Source organism: Citrobacter sp. Cpo091 (genome assembly GCF_030332645.1).
Lineage (GTDB): Bacteria > Pseudomonadota > Gammaproteobacteria > Enterobacterales > Enterobacteriaceae > Citrobacter > Citrobacter portucalensis.
Genome location: NZ_JAOWHL010000041.1, coordinates 116,845 through 131,416 on the forward strand (window position 1 = coordinate 116,845; position 14,572 = coordinate 131,416).

The following is a 14,572-nucleotide window of genomic DNA, read 5'->3' on the forward strand; positions in this document are numbered from 1 at the left end:
CCATTATGCTTCACCTAAATAGGCGCGGATAACATCCGGGTTATTACGAATCTGTTCCGGCGTCCCATTCGCCAGCGGCGTGCCCTGGTTCACCACGTAAATACGGTCAGAAATCCCCATCACCAGCTTCATGTCGTGCTCAATCAACAAAATGGTGGTGTTGTGATGGTTACGCAGTTCAGCAATCAGCTCGTCCAGCTCTTTGGTCTCTTTCGGGTTGAGTCCAGCAGCGGGTTCGTCGAGCATCAGGATTTCCGGCTGGGTCACCATGCAGCGCGCAATTTCCAGACGACGCTGGTCGCCATAGGCCAGGTTACTGGCCTGACGGTTGGCATGCTCCAGCAAGCCAATACGCTCCAGCCAGGTGGCGGCGCGATCCAACGCTTCACTCTGCGCGCGACGGAACGACGGGGTTTTCAACAGGCCGGAGAAGACGCCGGTTTTCAGTTGCTGATGTTGCGCCACCAGCAGGTTTTCAATCACCGTCATTTCGCGAAACAGACGCACGTGCTGGAAAGTACGTACCACGCCCATACGCGCGATTTGCTGACCCGGCAGCCCTTCCAGGTGCTGGTCACGCAGCTTAATCGTCCCGCCGGTCGGCTTATAAAAACCGGTCAGACAGTTAAAGACCGTGGTTTTCCCCGCACCGTTCGGGCCGATTAACGAAACGATCTCCTGCGGTCGCAGTTCCAGTTCAACGTTGTTTACCGCCAGCAGACCGCCGAAGCGCATCATCAGGCCGTTAACGGATAATAATGGCTGACTCATGCCTGCTCTCCTTTTGCTTCCCCGTTTTTCAGCTTCAACTGTGGACGGGTCATCGGCAACAAGCCCTGCGGACGCCAGATCATCATCAGTACCATCAAACCACCCAGCATTAACATGCTGTATTCATTGAAATCACGCATCAGTTCGCGTGACACCACCAGCAGGATAGCTGCGAGGATCACCGCAAACTGCGAGCCCATTCCGCCCAGTACCACAATCGCCAACACAAAGGCCGACTCGGCAAAGGTGAAGGATTCCGGGCTGACGAAGCCCTGCCGCGCGGCAAACAGCGTACCGGCAAAACCGGCAAACGCGGCGCTGATGGTAAAGGCTGTCAGCTTGATGCGCGTAGGGTTTAAGCCCAGCGAGCGACAGGCAATTTCATCTTCACGCAGCGCTTCCCACGCACGACCCAGCGGCATACGCAGCAAACGGTTAATAACAAACAGCGAGAAGACCACCAGCAGCAGCGCCACCAGATAGAGGAAAATGACGCGGTCAGACGGATCGTACTTGACGTTAAAGAAGTTGCTGAAGGTATCCCAGCCGCCTTCACGGGCGGTACGGCTGAACTCCAGACCGAAAAAGGTCGGTTTCGGGATCTGGCTAATACCGTTTGGACCGCCGGTTATTTCGGTGTTGTTGAGCAGCAGGATGCGGACGATTTCGCCGAAGCCTAAGGTCACAATCGCCAGATAATCACCGCGCAGGCGCAGTACCGGGAAGCCGAGCAGGAAGCCCGCAGCAGCGGAAACCAGTCCCGCCAGCGGCAGACAAGTCCAGAAGCCGAGTCCGTAATAGTGGTTCAGCAGCGCGAAGGTGTAAGCGCCGATGGCATAGAAGCCGCCGTAGCCCAGCACCAGCAGGCCCGAAAGCCCTACCACCACGTTTAAGCCGAGGCCGAGGATGATATAAATCATCGTCAGCGTGGCGATATCCACCGTACCGCGTGACACCATAAATGGCCACGCCACGGCAATCACCAGCAGCGCCACCAGGAACAGCTTCTGTTTAACGGTGGATCCGTCAATCGCCGGCAGAATAAATTTCGGTCCGGAGACGCTCTTCAGGCCTTTCTGGAAGGCTGGACGCAGCAGTTGGAAAAGAAAGACCACGCCAGTGCCGATAAACACCCACTGCCAGCGGATATCCGCGGCGGTATCGACCACCAGCTTGGTACCGTCCAGCTCTAACTGAACGCCCATAAAGACGCCCGCCAGGACGAAGAACATAGCGGCAGAGAGCAGCGCCATTGCAAAATGCATCGGTTTCATACTTTCTCTACCTCCGGGCGACCCAGAATACCGGTCGGCATCACCAGCAGCACCAGAATCAGCAGCGCGAATGAAACGACGTCTTTGTATTCGGTACTCAGATAAGCAGAGGAGAGCGCTTCCGCAACGCCCAGAATCAGGCCGCCGATCATCGCCCCTGGAATGCTGCCGATGCCGCCCAGTACCGCCGCGGTAAAGGCCTTCATCCCGGCCATAAAGCCGATGTATGGGTTAATTACGCCATAGAACTGACCGAGCAGCACGCCCGCTACCGCCGCCATTGCCGCACCAATCACAAAGGTCAACGCAATCACGCGATCGGTGTTAATGCCGAGCAGGCTGGCCATCTTCAGGTCTTCGGCACAGGCACGGCAGGCGCGGCCCATACGGGAGTAACGGATAAACAGCGTCAGCGCCAGCATCGCCAGGAAGGTTACGATCCAGATAACCAACTGCATGGTGGTGATGGAAGCAGAGAAGTTATCGCTACTGCCTACAGTCCACTGGCCATTAAACAGGCTGGGCAGCGCCACGTCGCGCGAACCTTCCGTCAGGCTGACGTAGTTTTGCAGGAAGATGGACATCCCGATAGCGGAAATCAGCGCGATCAGGCGCTTGGAGCTGCGCACGGGCCGATACGCCACGCGTTCAATGCTCCAGCCGTAGGCGCTGGCAATGACAATCGCGCCGACGAAGCCCGCCGCGACCAGTAGCCAGCTGGAATCGATGCCCATCATCATTAGCGCTGCGATGATCATAAAGGAGACATAGCTGCCGATCATATACACCTCGCCGTGGGCGAAGTTGATCATGCCGATAATGCCGTACACCATCGTGTAACCGATGGCGATCAGCGCGTAGGTGCTTCCCAGCGTGACGCCGTTAAACATCTGCTGCAAGAAATAGAGGAACTGCTCGGACATAAGGTAACCTTTTTAAACCCGCCCGTTTTGCACGGGCGGTGGGATAACTCGTCTTCAGGTATTACTTCGCGACGGTCGAAGAACCGTCTGCATGCCACTGGAAGACACCAAACTCAAATCCCTTCAAATCGCCTTTTTCATCCCATTTCAGCGGCCCAATCACGGTATCAGCCCCGTGTGCTTTCAGATCTTTCACCAGGTCCAGCGGCTCTTTACTACCGCTGCGATCCATTGCTGTCGCCAATGACTGGACGGCTGCATAAGTGATCCACACGTATGGTCCGGTTGGATCTTTCTTGTCAGCTTTGAGCGCATCGACGATAGCCTTATTCGCCGGATCCTGGTCATAGCGTTTTGGCATGGTTACCAGCATGCCTTCAGCAGCATCACCGGCGATGTTAGACAGCGACGCATTGCCGACGCCCTCAGGTCCCATAAACTGGGTTTTCAGTCCGACGGAACGCGCCTGGCGCAGCATTTGCCCCATTTCCGGGTAGTAACCGCCGTAATAAACAAAGTCGATATTTTCTTTTTTCAGGCGAGCGATCAGCGCAGAAAAATCTTTTTCCCCGGCGGTGATACCGTCAAAGAAAACGATGTTGGCTTTGCCCGCTTTCAGGCTGTCCTGCACCGAACGCGCCAGACCTTCACCGTATTGCTGTTTATCGTGAATGATGGCGATACGCTGTGGCTTCACCTTCTCCAGAATGTATTTCGCGGCGGTCGGCCCCTGAGAGGAGTCCAGGCCCGCTGTACGCATAATGTGAGCGTAACCGCGCTGGGTCAGTTCCGGGTTTGTGGCACCCGGAGAAATCATCAGAATGCCTTCATCTTCATAGATATCTGATGCGGGCTGCGTGGAAGATGAGCACAGATGTCCAATAACGTACTGAATGCCGTCATTGACGATTTTGTTCGCTACCGCAACGGCCTGTTTCGGATCGCAGGCATCGTCATATTCCACAGCGACCAGTTTGTCGCCTTTGACCCCGCCTTTGGCATTGATATCTTTAATGGCCTGACGTGCGCCATTAAATTCCATATCGCCCCACTGCGCGACCGGACCTGACATCGCGCCGACAACAGCGACCTTGATATCTTCCGCCATGACCGCGTGTGACATTGCCAGTGCTATCACCCCTGCGATGATTGTTTTCGCATTCCGTTTCATTACCTGAATCCCCATTCGTGACGTAATTAATATTTTGTATTTATGTGGTTAAAAAGCAGTCTGTGCTTTTTTTGAACTGCACTATTTTTACCAGTCTCATTAATGGTTTAGCGCAGTTTTTTAAGCAAAATCAGGCTAAAATCTCTATTTTTCAGTCGATTAAGAAAAGATAATATTCTGCTTTTCACTATAGATAAACAAAAAAAAGCACGTTTGTCAGCATAAAATAACGGCACAAAGAGCCGAATAAAATGCTGCATTCCAGGGTATTATTCTGCCTGTTTTTCAATCTCTACGGTTTCAAACTGTCATTACCGTTGTTACAAAATTATTAATCTGGTTATTCACATAAAAAAGAGAAAGCATCCGGGCGAATTATTTCGGTACACTCATTCCATCTTTTGTGATTTGGACATGCTGTTAATGAAGCTGACCATCGTTCGTTTAGATAACTTTAGCGACCAGGACCAGATTGATCTGGGCAAAATCTGGCCGGAATATTCCGCCTCATCGTTAAGCGTAGATGAAACGCACCGGATCTACGCCGCACGCTTTAACGAGCGTCTGTTAGGCGCAGTTCGCGTAACCCTGAGCGGCACGCAAGGTGCATTAGATTCATTGCGCGTACGCGATATCACCCGCCGTCGCGGCGTCGGGCAGTATTTGATCGAAGAAGTCATCCGGGAAAACCCTGACGTGAGTTCATGGTGGATGGCCGACGTCGGCGTTGAAGACCGCAGCGTGATGGCCGCGTTTATGCAGGCGTTAGGGTTTACAGCCCAGGAGAATGGCTGGGAAAAAAGATAAAAAAGCCGGATGGCGCTGACGCTTATCCGGCCTACATGCTGGGAGCAAAAAATAAAAAACCACCTCGCAATTTTCCAAGAATTTCACGTTGCAGGAAGGCGGCAAGTTATGAAGTCCCCGGGAGCTTACATAAGTAAGTGACCGGGGTTGAATAACGTAGCCAACGCATTTGCAGCGCGAAAGGCACCTGGAAAATTATTTGGCGTCGGTCGCCGTCCCGTTTGCATGCCAGTCAAACACGCCGAATTCGAAGCCTTTCAGATCGCCCTTCGCATCCCATGACAGCGGCCCCATTACGGTTTCCACTGAGTTTGCTTTCAGGTATTTGGCAATTTCAGCCGGATCGTCAGACTGGTTCAGACCGGCCTGCAAGGATTGCAGCGCGGCGTAAGTGGTCCATACGAATGCACCGCTCGGATCCTGTTTCTTGGCTTTTATCGCGTCCACGATCGGTTTGTTCGCCGGAACCTGATCGTAGTTCTTCGGTTTCGTTACCAGTAAGCCTTCTGCAGACTCACCCGCGATGTTAGACAGCGACACGTTCGCTACCCCTTCTGGTCCCATAAACTGGGTTTTCAGACCTGCGGCACGAGACTGACGCAGGATCTGCCCCATTTCCGGGTGATAACCACCGTAGTAAACGAAATCGATATTCTCTTTCTTCAGGCGCGCTACCAGCGTCGAGAAGTCTTTTTCACCGGCGGTGATCCCGTCGAAGAACACCACGTCAGCGTTGGCTTTCTTGAGGTTGTCCTGCACGGAACGCGCCAGGCCTTCACCGTACTGTTGTTTATCGTGAACGATCGCAATGCGCTTCGGCTTCACTTTTTCAACGATATATTTGGCAGCGGTTGGTCCCTGATCGGAATCCAGACCGGTGGTACGCATCACCAGGTTATAGCCGCGCGCGGTCAGCTCCGGCGCCGTTGCCGCTGGGGTGATCATCAGAATGCCTTCGTCTTCATAGATATCTGACGCAGGCTGAGTGGAAGACGAGCACAGGTGGCCGATAACATATTTAATCCCGTCGTTGACCACTTTGTTAGCTACCGCTACCGCTTGTTTCGGGTCACAGGCATCGTCATATTTCACCATGACCAGTTTGTCGCCTTTCACGCCGCCTTTGGCGTTGATATCTGCAATCGCCTGCTCTGCGCCAGTAAATTCCTGATCGCCATACTGCGCTACCGGACCGGACATCGCGCCGACGACGGCAACTTTAATATCCTTAGCAAACGCCATATTGCTCAAAGACAGGGCGATACATCCTGCCAATAACGCTTTACCCTTCATATTCATCCTGACAATCCCCATTATTGTGGTTATTACGTGTGTTGTGATGTTGTTGTTCAGCACTTTATTTCGATTATTGGATAGCCACCCGTGCTTTAGCAGCATACTCTGCTAAAACATACCCGATTTTTATTATTTTGGAATAGCTAAATTTACATCCAGATAACAAATTCGTATCTGGGGAGGGGAGGAAAGGTCGTAGGCCCGATAAGCAAAGCGCCATCGGGCAAAGGTGTTGCCGGATGGCAGCGTAAACGCCTTATCCGGCCTACAAAAAACAAAACCCCCGAATTCACATTCGAGGGTTCATTGGCAATGCGCGAAGATTACGCTTCGATCGCCGCGCGCAGTTTTTTCATGGCGTTCTTTTCAAGCTGACGAACACGTTCAGCGGAAACGCCGTAGCGATCGGCCAGTTCCTGCAACGTCGACTTGTTGTCTTCGTCCAGCCAACGGGCACGAATAATGTCCTGGCTACGCTCGTCCAGACCTTCCATTGCGTGGGTCAGTTTGTTCGCGGCCTGATCTTCCCAGTTATCTTCTTCAATGCCGTCGGCAAAGTTAGAAGATTTATCCTGCAGATACAGCACCGGGGCCATCGGCTGGCTGTCAGACTCATCATCTGAAGACATGTCAAACGTCATGTCCTGTGCCGCCATACGGGATTCCATTTCGCGCACGTCTTTGCTGGAAACACCCAGCTCGCGAGCAACCATTTCAACTTCGTCCTGGTTAAACCAGCCCAGACGCTGCTTGGTTTTACGCAGGTTAAAGAACAGCTTACGCTGTGCTTTGGTGGTCGCAACTTTAACGATACGCCAGTTACGCAGAACGTATTCGTGGATCTCAGCTTTGATCCAATGCACGGCGAAGGAAACCAGGCGCACACCCACTTCCGGGTTGAAACGGCGCACAGCTTTCATCAGGCCGATATTACCTTCCTGAATCAGATCCGCCTGCGGCAGGCCATAGCCCGCATAATTACGAGCAACATGAACAACAAAGCGCAGGTGAGACAGGATCAGCGTTTTAGCTGCTTCCAGATCGCCCTGGTAATGCAGCTTTTCAGCCAGTGCCCGCTCCTCGTCAGCCGACAACATCGGCCACGCGTTCGCAGCCCGGATGTAAGATTCCAGGTTACCAACAGGGGCTAAAGCTAAATTTTGCATTTCTTTGGTCATTCAAATCCTCTCAATCTTTTCATCTGGCGCATTGGCTAAAAACTAATTAACAAAAACCAGTAGCAACAACCATGCCAGAGCTTATGAGCAACGAGAATATCATTCAATCTTTTATCAGACAGTGATTTTATCCACAAGTTCCATGTCGTAATGTGTATAGATTACGCACAAAATGTGACATCACAATGAATACGCCGGGAAGAGATCACAGGGACTCTTTCCCTGCAGAGCGAACTACTCAGTGCAGGGAAAGATTATACCAGAGATTTTTTAATCGGGGGTAAAGTGGCGTAAATGTTGAACCGTGGCAAGCCAGGCTGCCACCCAGCCAATCATTGAGCACACCAGCAGCAATAACAGGCACTCATCGAATGATAATCCATTGATATCAAACTTGGTTCCAAATACCTGTGCCACCTCAGTCACCGCTGACGACAGACGCATCACCAAAATTTCTGACAAAATCAGTGAAAGAAATGCACCGGAAAAACCGAGCAGTGCACCGCCGTAGAGGAACGGACGCAGGATAAATCCATCCGTCGCGCCAATCAGTTTTTGCACGTTAATGGTATCGCGACGCGCAAAAATACTCAGCCGCACGCTGTTACCGATGACGAGGAAGACCGCCGCCACCATCAGCACGCCAATCATCGCGGAAACGCGCCCGACAAGGCCCGTCAGCGCCGCCAGGCGAGCGAACCAGCTGTCATCCATTCGCACTTCATCAATACCGTTGATTTGTGCGATGCGGTCACGCAGCGTGTTCAGCGACTCCGTACCCTGGAAGTCCAGTTTCGGGATAACAACCGCCACGGCCGGAAGCGGGTTCTCTTCCAGCATATCCAGCGCGCCGCCAAAGCCAGACCAGTTGCGGAATTCACCCAGCGCGTCGTCACGAGAAAGATAATTCACTTTCTCCACGCCCTGCTCGGCCTGCAACTGACCAACCACCCGCGCCGCCGCATCATCATCCAGCGTTTTTTGCAGGTAAACGGTGATCTGCGGAGACGGATAATACTGGCTTGCCGCATGGTTTACGTTCTTATAAACCATGTAACACACGCTTGGCAGCGTCAGGGAGATGGCAATGACCATCACCGTCAGAAACGTCGCCAACGGCTTGCTTTTCAGGTCCTGTAATGCGCCCTGAAACGCATAACGTACCTGCTCGTTAAAGACATTAGTTTTACGCGAGTTCGGCTTTGGCGCGGCTTTCGCACGCTTTGGCGCGTTGCGACCGCCGTCACCCGGCGCACCGCCCGATTTACGAAAGCGATCCAGTCGGCCACCGAACTGTTTGATTTGGTTAATAGCGTCACGTCTATTCATGCGCCAGGCCTCCATGCAGATGTCCATCGCTCAGAACCATTTGGCGATAGGAGCGACGGGAGATCAGGCCAATATCGTGCGTGGCCATTAATACCGTGACCCCGACGCGGTTAAACTCTTCGAACAGGCGAAGGATCCCTTCTGACAGCGCGTCATCCAGGTTCCCCGTTGGTTCATCCGCCAGCAGTACCGCAGGTTTGTTCACCACCGCGCGGGCGATGCCGACGCGTTGTTGTTCACCGCCGGAGAGCTGAATCGGGAAGTTTTTCGCTTTGTCCAACAGCCCGACCTTATCCAGCGCTGCAGACACGCGACGACGAATATCGTCCCCGCTGGCACCCGCGATGATCAGCGGGATTGCCACATTGTCAAACACGGTTCTGTCCATCAACAGGTGGTGATCCTGAAAAATCATGCCAATCTGGCGACGCAGAAACGGCACTTCACGGTTTTTCAAACGGCTGATGTCATGCCCGCTAAAGTAGATTTTCCCGGCGCTGGGCCGTTCAATTCCACAAATCAGCTTCAGCAGGGTACTTTTCCCCGCGCCGGAGTGGCCGGTCAGAAACGCCATCTCGCCAGGCTGCATATGGAAAGTCACTCCCTGCAGCGCTTGTCTCCCACCGAGATAGGCCTTGCTGACATGTTCAAAGCGAATCATTGTTAATCCTCTCGGGCAAAAAGTGCCTCTATAAAATCGTCCGCTTTAAACGGACGTAAATCCTCGATACGTTCGCCCACACCGATATAGCGGATAGGGATGCCAAATTGATCGGCAACCGAGAAGATAACCCCGCCCTTCGCCGTACCGTCCAGCTTGGTCAGGGTGATACCGGTTAAGCCCACCGCTTCATGGAACAGTTTGGCCTGGCTTATCGCATTCTGCCCGGTGCTGGCGTCGATAGTCAGCATAACTTCATGCGGCGCATCTTCGTCCAGCTTCTTCATGACGCGAACGATTTTTTTCAATTCTTCCATCAGGTGCGATTTATTCTGCAAACGCCCTGCGGTATCAGCGATCAGCACGTCTACGTTACGCGCCTTCGCCGCCTGGATGGCATCAAAGATAACGGACGCGGAATCCGCGCCAGTATGCTGAGCAATCACCGGGATGTTGTTACGCTGACCCCAAACCTGCAGCTGTTCTACCGCCGCCGCACGGAAAGTATCACCTGCCGCCAGCATTACCGATTTACCCTGCTGCTCAAACTGACGCGCCAGCTTACCAATAGTGGTGGTTTTGCCCACGCCGTTGACGCCAACCATTAAGATAACAAATGGTGTTTTGCCATCAACGTTCAGCGGTTCGTCAACCTTCGCCAGAATCTCGCCCATCTCTTCTTTCAACAGACCGTACAGCGCTTCCGCATCTTTAAGCTGCTTACGGCTGGCGCCTTCCGTCAGATTCGCAATGATCTTGCGGGTCGTTTCTACACCCACATCAGCGATCAGCAGCTGCTCTTCCAGCTCTTCAAACAGATCATCGTCGATTTTTTTACCACGGAACAGACTGATAAATCCGGAACCGAGGTTTTCTTTTGTTTTCAGCAGGCTGCGTTTCAGGCGCGCAAAGAAACCTTCTTTGGTTGGTTTTTCCTGCTCCTGGACCGCCTCTTCTTCTACCGGTTCTTCTACAGCAGGTTCTTCTACCGGCACCACCATAACCGCTTCTTCAGCAGCCTCAGCGGCCAGCGCCTGTGCTTCCAGCTCTTCGTCGGTCAGCTGCGGTTCGTTTTCAGCTTCTTCTTCAGCCGCCTCAACGATTTCCACGGTTTCCGCTTCGGCCTGCCACTCTTCGGCAGAAACTTCTTCAGTTTTCACCTCTTCCGGCAGCGGCAATTCTTCGCGTTCAATAACCACCGCTGCTGGCGTTTCCACTACAGTTTCAGCAACGGGTTCAGCAACCGGCTCAATCTCCGGCTGCGCTTGTTCGGCGACAGGTTCTTCTTCCGGCTGCAGTTTTTCGATTTCCGCAACCTGTTCAGTTACTTCAACGACTTCAGCTGCAAAGGCTTGCGTTTCAGCCTCGCTACGGGTTTCCTCAACGTGCGGTTGTTCGTCAACGACGGTAGTTTCTTCAGCAACCGGTTGTTGTTCTTCATTTTTTACTTCTGTCTCGTTTTCCGGTGCCTGCTCTTTTTGACCAAAGCCCAGCCAGGAAAAAAAGCCACGTTTTTTCTCTTTCGCCATTTGCGACTACACTCCCCCGCTGTTGCTTCATGGCACAGCGTCAACGCTATGTACATAGCAGCTAAAAAAATGATGAAATAGTCTATCACTTAACTTAACTCACATCACCGCCTGGAATGACATGCTATAGGCGGATTGAGCAATAATAGAAATGAAAAAACCGAATCACTCTGGTAGCGGCCAGATCCGCATTATTGGCGGGCAATGGCGTGGCCGTAAACTCCCGGTTCCGGACAGCCCCGGCTTACGTCCGACCACCGACCGTGTGCGCGAAACGTTGTTTAACTGGCTGGCCCCGGTAATGGTCGATGCTCACTGTCTGGACTGCTTCGCCGGCAGCGGTGCGCTGGGGCTGGAAGCCCTCTCTCGCTATGCGGCAAATGCGACGCTTCTGGAGATGGATCGCGCGGTATCTCAGCAGCTACAAAAGAATCTCGCCACGCTGAAAGCCTCCCATGCCCGCGTCGTCAATACCAATACGCTGACATTTTTGGCTCAGGCAGGTACGCCGCATAACGTGGTATTTGTTGACCCGCCGTTTCGCAAAGGATTACTGGAAGAAACATTAACTCTTCTGGAAACTCATGGCTGGCTGGCAAATGAAGCGTATATTTACGTTGAAAGCGAAGTAGAAAACGGCTTACCGCCGGTTCCGGTGAACTGGTCGCTATACCGTGAGAAAGTCGCCGGACAGGTCGCCTATCGCCTGTACCAACGTGAAGCACAAGGAGAGCACGATGCTGATTAACCTGGGACGCCTGTTGATGCTGTGCGTCTGGGCATTTTTACTACTGAATATTTTCCAACCCTTTCCACGCCCGCTTAACATCTTCGTTAACGTCGCACTGATATTTATGGTGCTGATGCATGGCATGCAGCTGGCGCTGCTAAAAAGCACCATGCCTAAAGATGGCCCGCAAATGACCAACGGAGAGAAAATCCGTATTTTTCTGTTCGGCGTCTTTGAACTACTGGTGTGGCAGAAGAAGATTAAAGATCAGTTGAAGAAGTAGCTGTGATCTTTTCGCCCGGCGGCACGTTGCGGGCCGGGCTGGGCCTGCAACTCACCATCACGGTGGTAATATACCGTCCAGTTGATCTTTCAGTTTTGGAATATCTTTACTGGCTCTTGTTTTCCGCAGGTGTTTCACCTGCTCGCAAATCTCTTCGGTCCGGGTGTAATAGGTGCCAGACGTCGGGCCTGGACGCTCACATAAAACATAGTTAGTACCAAGAGGATAAAAAATGACAATAAAAGAGAAAATATTACCAATAACAAATCCTACACCCGCAACGTGGATACCGATAGTAAATGCCCTGTCGAAGAATTTGGGCGGCTGCATGCTTTTCGTAAAGGTCACGTAGGCAATACATAAAACAAAGAAAAAACCCACCGGAAACATCAGCAGCAGAGAAAATGAGCCCCAGAAAAAATAAACAATGCTTCTGGATTCAATAAGATCGGTAATGTCTGGCACACTGGCATAATAAAACCCCCAACTAATCCCTCCCACAAAAAGCATAAAAAGAAACAAACAACATCTTTTCTTGATGTTCTCCAGATTAATATTCATATCAATAAATTCCGCCGTAAAGGGAGTTTCTGTATCCCAGGCGTTGGGCGTTCCACTCTTCGATTCTTTGCCGTTCTTTAAGTCCCTCACGTATACACGCTATCAGTTTGTCTGATAGCTCATATTTTTTGTCCACTTCATTCAGAGACCAGGCAATGAATAGACCTAATGCAACAGCACCAACAATTCCCCCCCAAACTGGAACAGTCGCACTCGTTACAAAAAGAGAGACGCCCCAACGAATAACATTACCTGATAATCTTGAGACAAAAATACTCACAATCACCTTCGCCACATCCATCGTGACATTCCCCAGCAATGCGGCGACGTCATGTTCTGATTTAAAGGCCAGCTCAATCAACCGCCAGCATGCGGAAAACCAGATGCAGAATCTGGCCCCTGACATTATGCCATTTCGAAACCCGGCGCTGCCAATACCCACCTCAAGTACCTTAGGATGGTTAATCCGGTAACGGGTTCCGTTAAGAATGCGCCGCAGAGAAGGGTAGCCCGTAATCTTCACATACAGCTTTCCCTGATAAGCATATTGCGTTGCTTTAATCCCAAGGCCTTTTAAAGTGAAGACAATCTTTCCGGCCTGCTGATAAGAAAAAAGCTTTGACAGCTTTTTAGTCGCATCAGCCGCATCTTTGATATTACCTGCATAATTGGTCGAAAAACTGACGGATTTGCTGCCCAGCAAATCATCAATCACGCCCTGCGCCTCTTCAAGCGTTAGCAGCATAATGTGTTGTGTATTGCTATTCAGATTATTTTTCAGCGTTCTGATTTCGTTCTCAATACGCTGATTACGTTGCCGGTTATTTCCTCTAAGAATATCTTCACGGTGATTCCCTATCCAGTCATAATACCTTTCCATCATTACTCCTTAATAAATTCGCTCATCCCAAATGCTGTATGCACTGGTTCCCGCCATAATGTGATCCCAGGTAATTGACTCATAGGAAAGCTCAATGATTTCTTCTGGCTGACCCGCACTGTCATCGATAGTATGAGGCACCTGTAAATGGATGCTGGATATTCTGGCATTCATAAGTTTTATCGCGTAATAACACTCATTTAAACCCGCAGGACTCGTGCGATAGAAGCTAAATTCACAGTTCAATGTTTCATTGTCAGTTATGGCTTTCCCTAATAACGGTGAGGATTTATCTACTGGCTTTATAAACGTCAAACATTGATGGTTCACATTCTGTACCCGACTCATGCCATGATTCACTGTCATGACCATTATCTGATCACGGTGGGCCGTTTGTGATTTATTTCCTATCGAATTTACCGATGCACAACCAGCAGAAATCAATCCCTGCGCCTGCCCATTCAAGGTCAACCACATTGTATTCGCCATTTCAATTCCTTAGCCATTTAAATTACATATTTATATTCATGCGACAACGTTGGAATAATAGGATAGTGAAAGGCGGATAGCAGAATAGTGATACAATCGATACTTTAGTCACACAAAAAAACATAATGCCAACGTTATTTTCACAGAAGAATAGATAATAACTATATTTGAATAGTGTTATATATTTCAGTTGAATTTATTATCGGCACTGGCAAGATAAATACAGTGCCGATCGGCTTTATTGCCCATGCGTAAAATCAACAAATCGCGAACCTTTGTAACTCAGCGTGCCTTTATCCCCGACCGTTAACGCGTGGTACTGCTGGGCATCCAGACGAAACGTCTGCTCCATCCCCCCGTTTTGTGGCTTAAAGCTGGCTTCATAGCGCATGCTGGTTCCTGCCGGGCTCACTTCCTGCTGACGGGATCGCCGATCGTTTAGCGGTTTTTCCCGTTTGTTACTCACCACCACCTGCTTTTGCACCAGCGGCGCCGTATCATTATCGGCTTTTTCTCGCCGCTGCTGAACAAAGCGAAACGACGCAGCGATAACGATTAAGACAATGATAACAATGAAAAAAAGTGGTGGTTTGCTCATATTATTAACCCATCAGAAAATGCGGAAATAAGCATACATCGCCTGTTATGGTGTTGTCATCTGGCTGTGTCGACCTCTACACTGGACAGTAG

16 protein-coding genes and 1 pseudogene are annotated in these 14,572 nt (G+C 51.2%); 4 read left to right on the top strand and 13 right to left on the bottom strand.

Annotated features, from left to right (window positions below; all coding sequences use genetic code 11):
* Positions 1-3: 3 nt before the first annotated feature.
* The 4 genes from livG to livK form a co-directional block, all read right to left on the bottom strand.
* Positions 4-771, bottom strand: a complete 768-nt coding sequence (gene livG, locus OGY04_RS22410) for a high-affinity branched-chain amino acid ABC transporter ATP-binding protein LivG (RefSeq protein ID WP_003023438.1) — start codon at positions 769-771, stop codon at positions 4-6.
* Entirely contained in the window at positions 768-2,045 is a 1,278-nt protein-coding gene (gene livM / locus OGY04_RS22415; protein WP_032945254.1) for a branched chain amino acid ABC transporter permease LivM, read from the bottom strand. The genes livG and livM overlap by 4 nt, the downstream gene beginning before the upstream one ends.
* Positions 2,042-2,968: a high-affinity branched-chain amino acid ABC transporter permease LivH gene (livH, locus tag OGY04_RS22420; protein WP_003827575.1), complete on the bottom strand. Its 927-nt coding sequence runs from the start codon at positions 2,966-2,968 to the stop codon at positions 2,042-2,044. Before livH ends, livM begins: the two co-directional genes overlap by 4 nt.
* Positions 2,969-3,029: 61 nt before the next feature.
* The gene (gene livK / locus OGY04_RS22425) at positions 3,030-4,139 is read right to left on the bottom strand and encodes a high-affinity branched-chain amino acid ABC transporter substrate-binding protein LivK (protein WP_003023433.1); all 1,110 of its coding nucleotides are present in this window, start codon (positions 4,137-4,139) and stop codon (positions 3,030-3,032) included.
* 423 nt (positions 4,140-4,562) lie between these two features.
* On the opposite strand from livK, the gene panM reads away from it, so the two are divergent.
* Together panM and OGY04_RS23265 are read left to right on the top strand one after the other, a co-directional pair.
* Positions 4,563-4,946 (top strand): aspartate 1-decarboxylase autocleavage activator PanM, encoded by a 384-nt coding sequence (gene panM / locus OGY04_RS22430; RefSeq protein WP_003827573.1) that lies wholly within the window; start codon positions 4,563-4,565, stop codon positions 4,944-4,946.
* Positions 4,931-5,058: pseudogene (locus tag OGY04_RS23265) on the top strand (hypothetical protein). Before panM ends, OGY04_RS23265 begins: the two are co-directional and overlap by 16 nt.
* A gap of 83 nt (positions 5,059-5,141) precedes the next feature.
* On the opposite strand, the gene OGY04_RS22435 reads toward OGY04_RS23265, so the two are convergent.
* From OGY04_RS22435 to ftsY, 5 genes are all read right to left on the bottom strand, one after another.
* On the bottom strand, positions 5,142-6,245 hold the full coding sequence (locus OGY04_RS22435) for a branched-chain amino acid ABC transporter substrate-binding protein (RefSeq protein WP_139157946.1): 1,104 nt from the start codon (positions 6,243-6,245) through the stop codon (positions 5,142-5,144).
* 320 nt (positions 6,246-6,565) lie between these two features.
* Complete coding sequence (rpoH, locus tag OGY04_RS22440) at positions 6,566-7,420, bottom strand: RNA polymerase sigma factor RpoH (RefSeq protein WP_003023425.1); 855 nt, start codon at positions 7,418-7,420, stop codon at positions 6,566-6,568.
* Positions 7,421-7,690: 270 nt separating this feature from the next.
* Positions 7,691-8,749, bottom strand: a complete 1,059-nt coding sequence (gene ftsX / locus OGY04_RS22445; protein WP_003837835.1) for a permease-like cell division protein FtsX — start codon at positions 8,747-8,749, stop codon at positions 7,691-7,693.
* Positions 8,742-9,410 carry a cell division ATP-binding protein FtsE gene (ftsE, locus tag OGY04_RS22450; protein ID WP_003023420.1) on the bottom strand — a complete coding sequence of 223 codons (669 nt, stop codon included), beginning with the start codon at positions 9,408-9,410 and terminating at the stop codon, positions 8,742-8,744. The genes ftsX and ftsE overlap by 8 nt, the downstream gene beginning before the upstream one ends.
* 2 nt (positions 9,411-9,412) lie before the next feature.
* Positions 9,413-10,939, bottom strand: coding sequence for a signal recognition particle-docking protein FtsY (ftsY, locus tag OGY04_RS22455; protein ID WP_234691895.1), 1,527 nt, complete (start codon positions 10,937-10,939; stop codon positions 9,413-9,415).
* 151 nt (positions 10,940-11,090) lie between these two features.
* On the opposite strand from ftsY, the gene rsmD reads away from it, so the two are divergent.
* Together rsmD and OGY04_RS22465 are read left to right on the top strand one after the other, a co-directional pair.
* Complete coding sequence (gene rsmD / locus OGY04_RS22460) at positions 11,091-11,687, top strand: 16S rRNA (guanine(966)-N(2))-methyltransferase (RefSeq protein ID WP_032945257.1); 597 nt, start codon at positions 11,091-11,093, stop codon at positions 11,685-11,687.
* On the top strand, positions 11,677-11,952 hold the full coding sequence (locus OGY04_RS22465) for a DUF1145 family protein (RefSeq protein ID WP_003023415.1): 276 nt from the start codon (positions 11,677-11,679) through the stop codon (positions 11,950-11,952). The genes rsmD and OGY04_RS22465 overlap by 11 nt, the downstream gene beginning before the upstream one ends.
* 57 nt (positions 11,953-12,009) lie before the next feature.
* Here OGY04_RS22465 and OGY04_RS22470 read toward each other — a convergent pair whose 3' ends face one another.
* The 4 genes from OGY04_RS22470 to OGY04_RS22485 form a co-directional block, all read right to left on the bottom strand.
* Positions 12,010-12,513: a DUF1240 domain-containing protein gene (locus tag OGY04_RS22470; RefSeq protein WP_286586040.1), complete on the bottom strand. Its 504-nt coding sequence runs from the start codon at positions 12,511-12,513 to the stop codon at positions 12,010-12,012.
* Between the two features lies 1 nt (position 12,514).
* Entirely contained in the window at positions 12,515-13,393 is an 879-nt protein-coding gene (locus tag OGY04_RS22475; protein ID WP_286586041.1) for a hypothetical protein, read from the bottom strand.
* A 9-nt stretch (positions 13,394-13,402) separates the two neighbouring features.
* The gene (locus tag OGY04_RS22480; RefSeq protein WP_286586042.1) at positions 13,403-13,882 is read right to left on the bottom strand and encodes an Hcp family type VI secretion system effector; all 480 of its coding nucleotides are present in this window, start codon (positions 13,880-13,882) and stop codon (positions 13,403-13,405) included.
* A 238-nt stretch (positions 13,883-14,120) separates the two neighbouring features.
* Complete coding sequence (locus OGY04_RS22485; protein WP_286586043.1) at positions 14,121-14,480, bottom strand: DUF2500 domain-containing protein; 360 nt, start codon at positions 14,478-14,480, stop codon at positions 14,121-14,123.
* Positions 14,481-14,572: the final 92 nt, after the last annotated feature.

Bases quoted from the DNA above. Each gene is read 5' to 3' on its own strand.
- OGY04_RS22475 (WP_286586041.1), bottom strand. From the start codon at position 13,393: ATGGAAAGGTATTATGACTGGATAGGGAATCACCGTGAAGATATTCTT.
- ftsX (WP_003837835.1), bottom strand. From the start codon at position 8,749: ATGAATAGACGTGACGCTATTAACCAAATCAAACAGTTCGGTGGCCGA.
- rsmD (WP_032945257.1), top strand. From the start codon at position 11,091: ATGAAAAAACCGAATCACTCTGGTAGCGGCCAGATCCGCATTATTGGC.
- OGY04_RS22470 (WP_286586040.1), bottom strand. From the start codon at position 12,513: ATGAATATTAATCTGGAGAACATCAAGAAAAGATGTTGTTTGTTTCTT.
- OGY04_RS22465 (WP_003023415.1), top strand. From the start codon at position 11,677: ATGCTGATTAACCTGGGACGCCTGTTGATGCTGTGCGTCTGGGCATTT.
- rpoH (WP_003023425.1), bottom strand. From the start codon at position 7,420: ATGACCAAAGAAATGCAAAATTTAGCTTTAGCCCCTGTTGGTAACCTG.
- OGY04_RS22435 (WP_139157946.1), bottom strand. From the start codon at position 6,245: ATGAATATGAAGGGTAAAGCGTTATTGGCAGGATGTATCGCCCTGTCT.
- ftsE (WP_003023420.1), bottom strand. From the start codon at position 9,410: ATGATTCGCTTTGAACATGTCAGCAAGGCCTATCTCGGTGGGAGACAA.
- OGY04_RS22485 (WP_286586043.1), bottom strand. From the start codon at position 14,480: ATGAGCAAACCACCACTTTTTTTCATTGTTATCATTGTCTTAATCGTT.
- livM (WP_032945254.1), bottom strand. From the start codon at position 2,045: ATGAAACCGATGCATTTTGCAATGGCGCTGCTCTCTGCCGCTATGTTC.
- panM (WP_003827573.1), top strand. From the start codon at position 4,563: ATGAAGCTGACCATCGTTCGTTTAGATAACTTTAGCGACCAGGACCAG.
- livH (WP_003827575.1), bottom strand. From the start codon at position 2,968: ATGTCCGAGCAGTTCCTCTATTTCTTGCAGCAGATGTTTAACGGCGTC.
- OGY04_RS22480 (WP_286586042.1), bottom strand. From the start codon at position 13,882: ATGGCGAATACAATGTGGTTGACCTTGAATGGGCAGGCGCAGGGATTG.
- ftsY (WP_234691895.1), bottom strand. From the start codon at position 10,939: ATGGCGAAAGAGAAAAAACGTGGCTTTTTTTCCTGGCTGGGCTTTGGT.
- livG (WP_003023438.1), bottom strand. From the start codon at position 771: ATGAGTCAGCCATTATTATCCGTTAACGGCCTGATGATGCGCTTCGGC.
- livK (WP_003023433.1), bottom strand. From the start codon at position 4,139: ATGAAACGGAATGCGAAAACAATCATCGCAGGGGTGATAGCACTGGCA.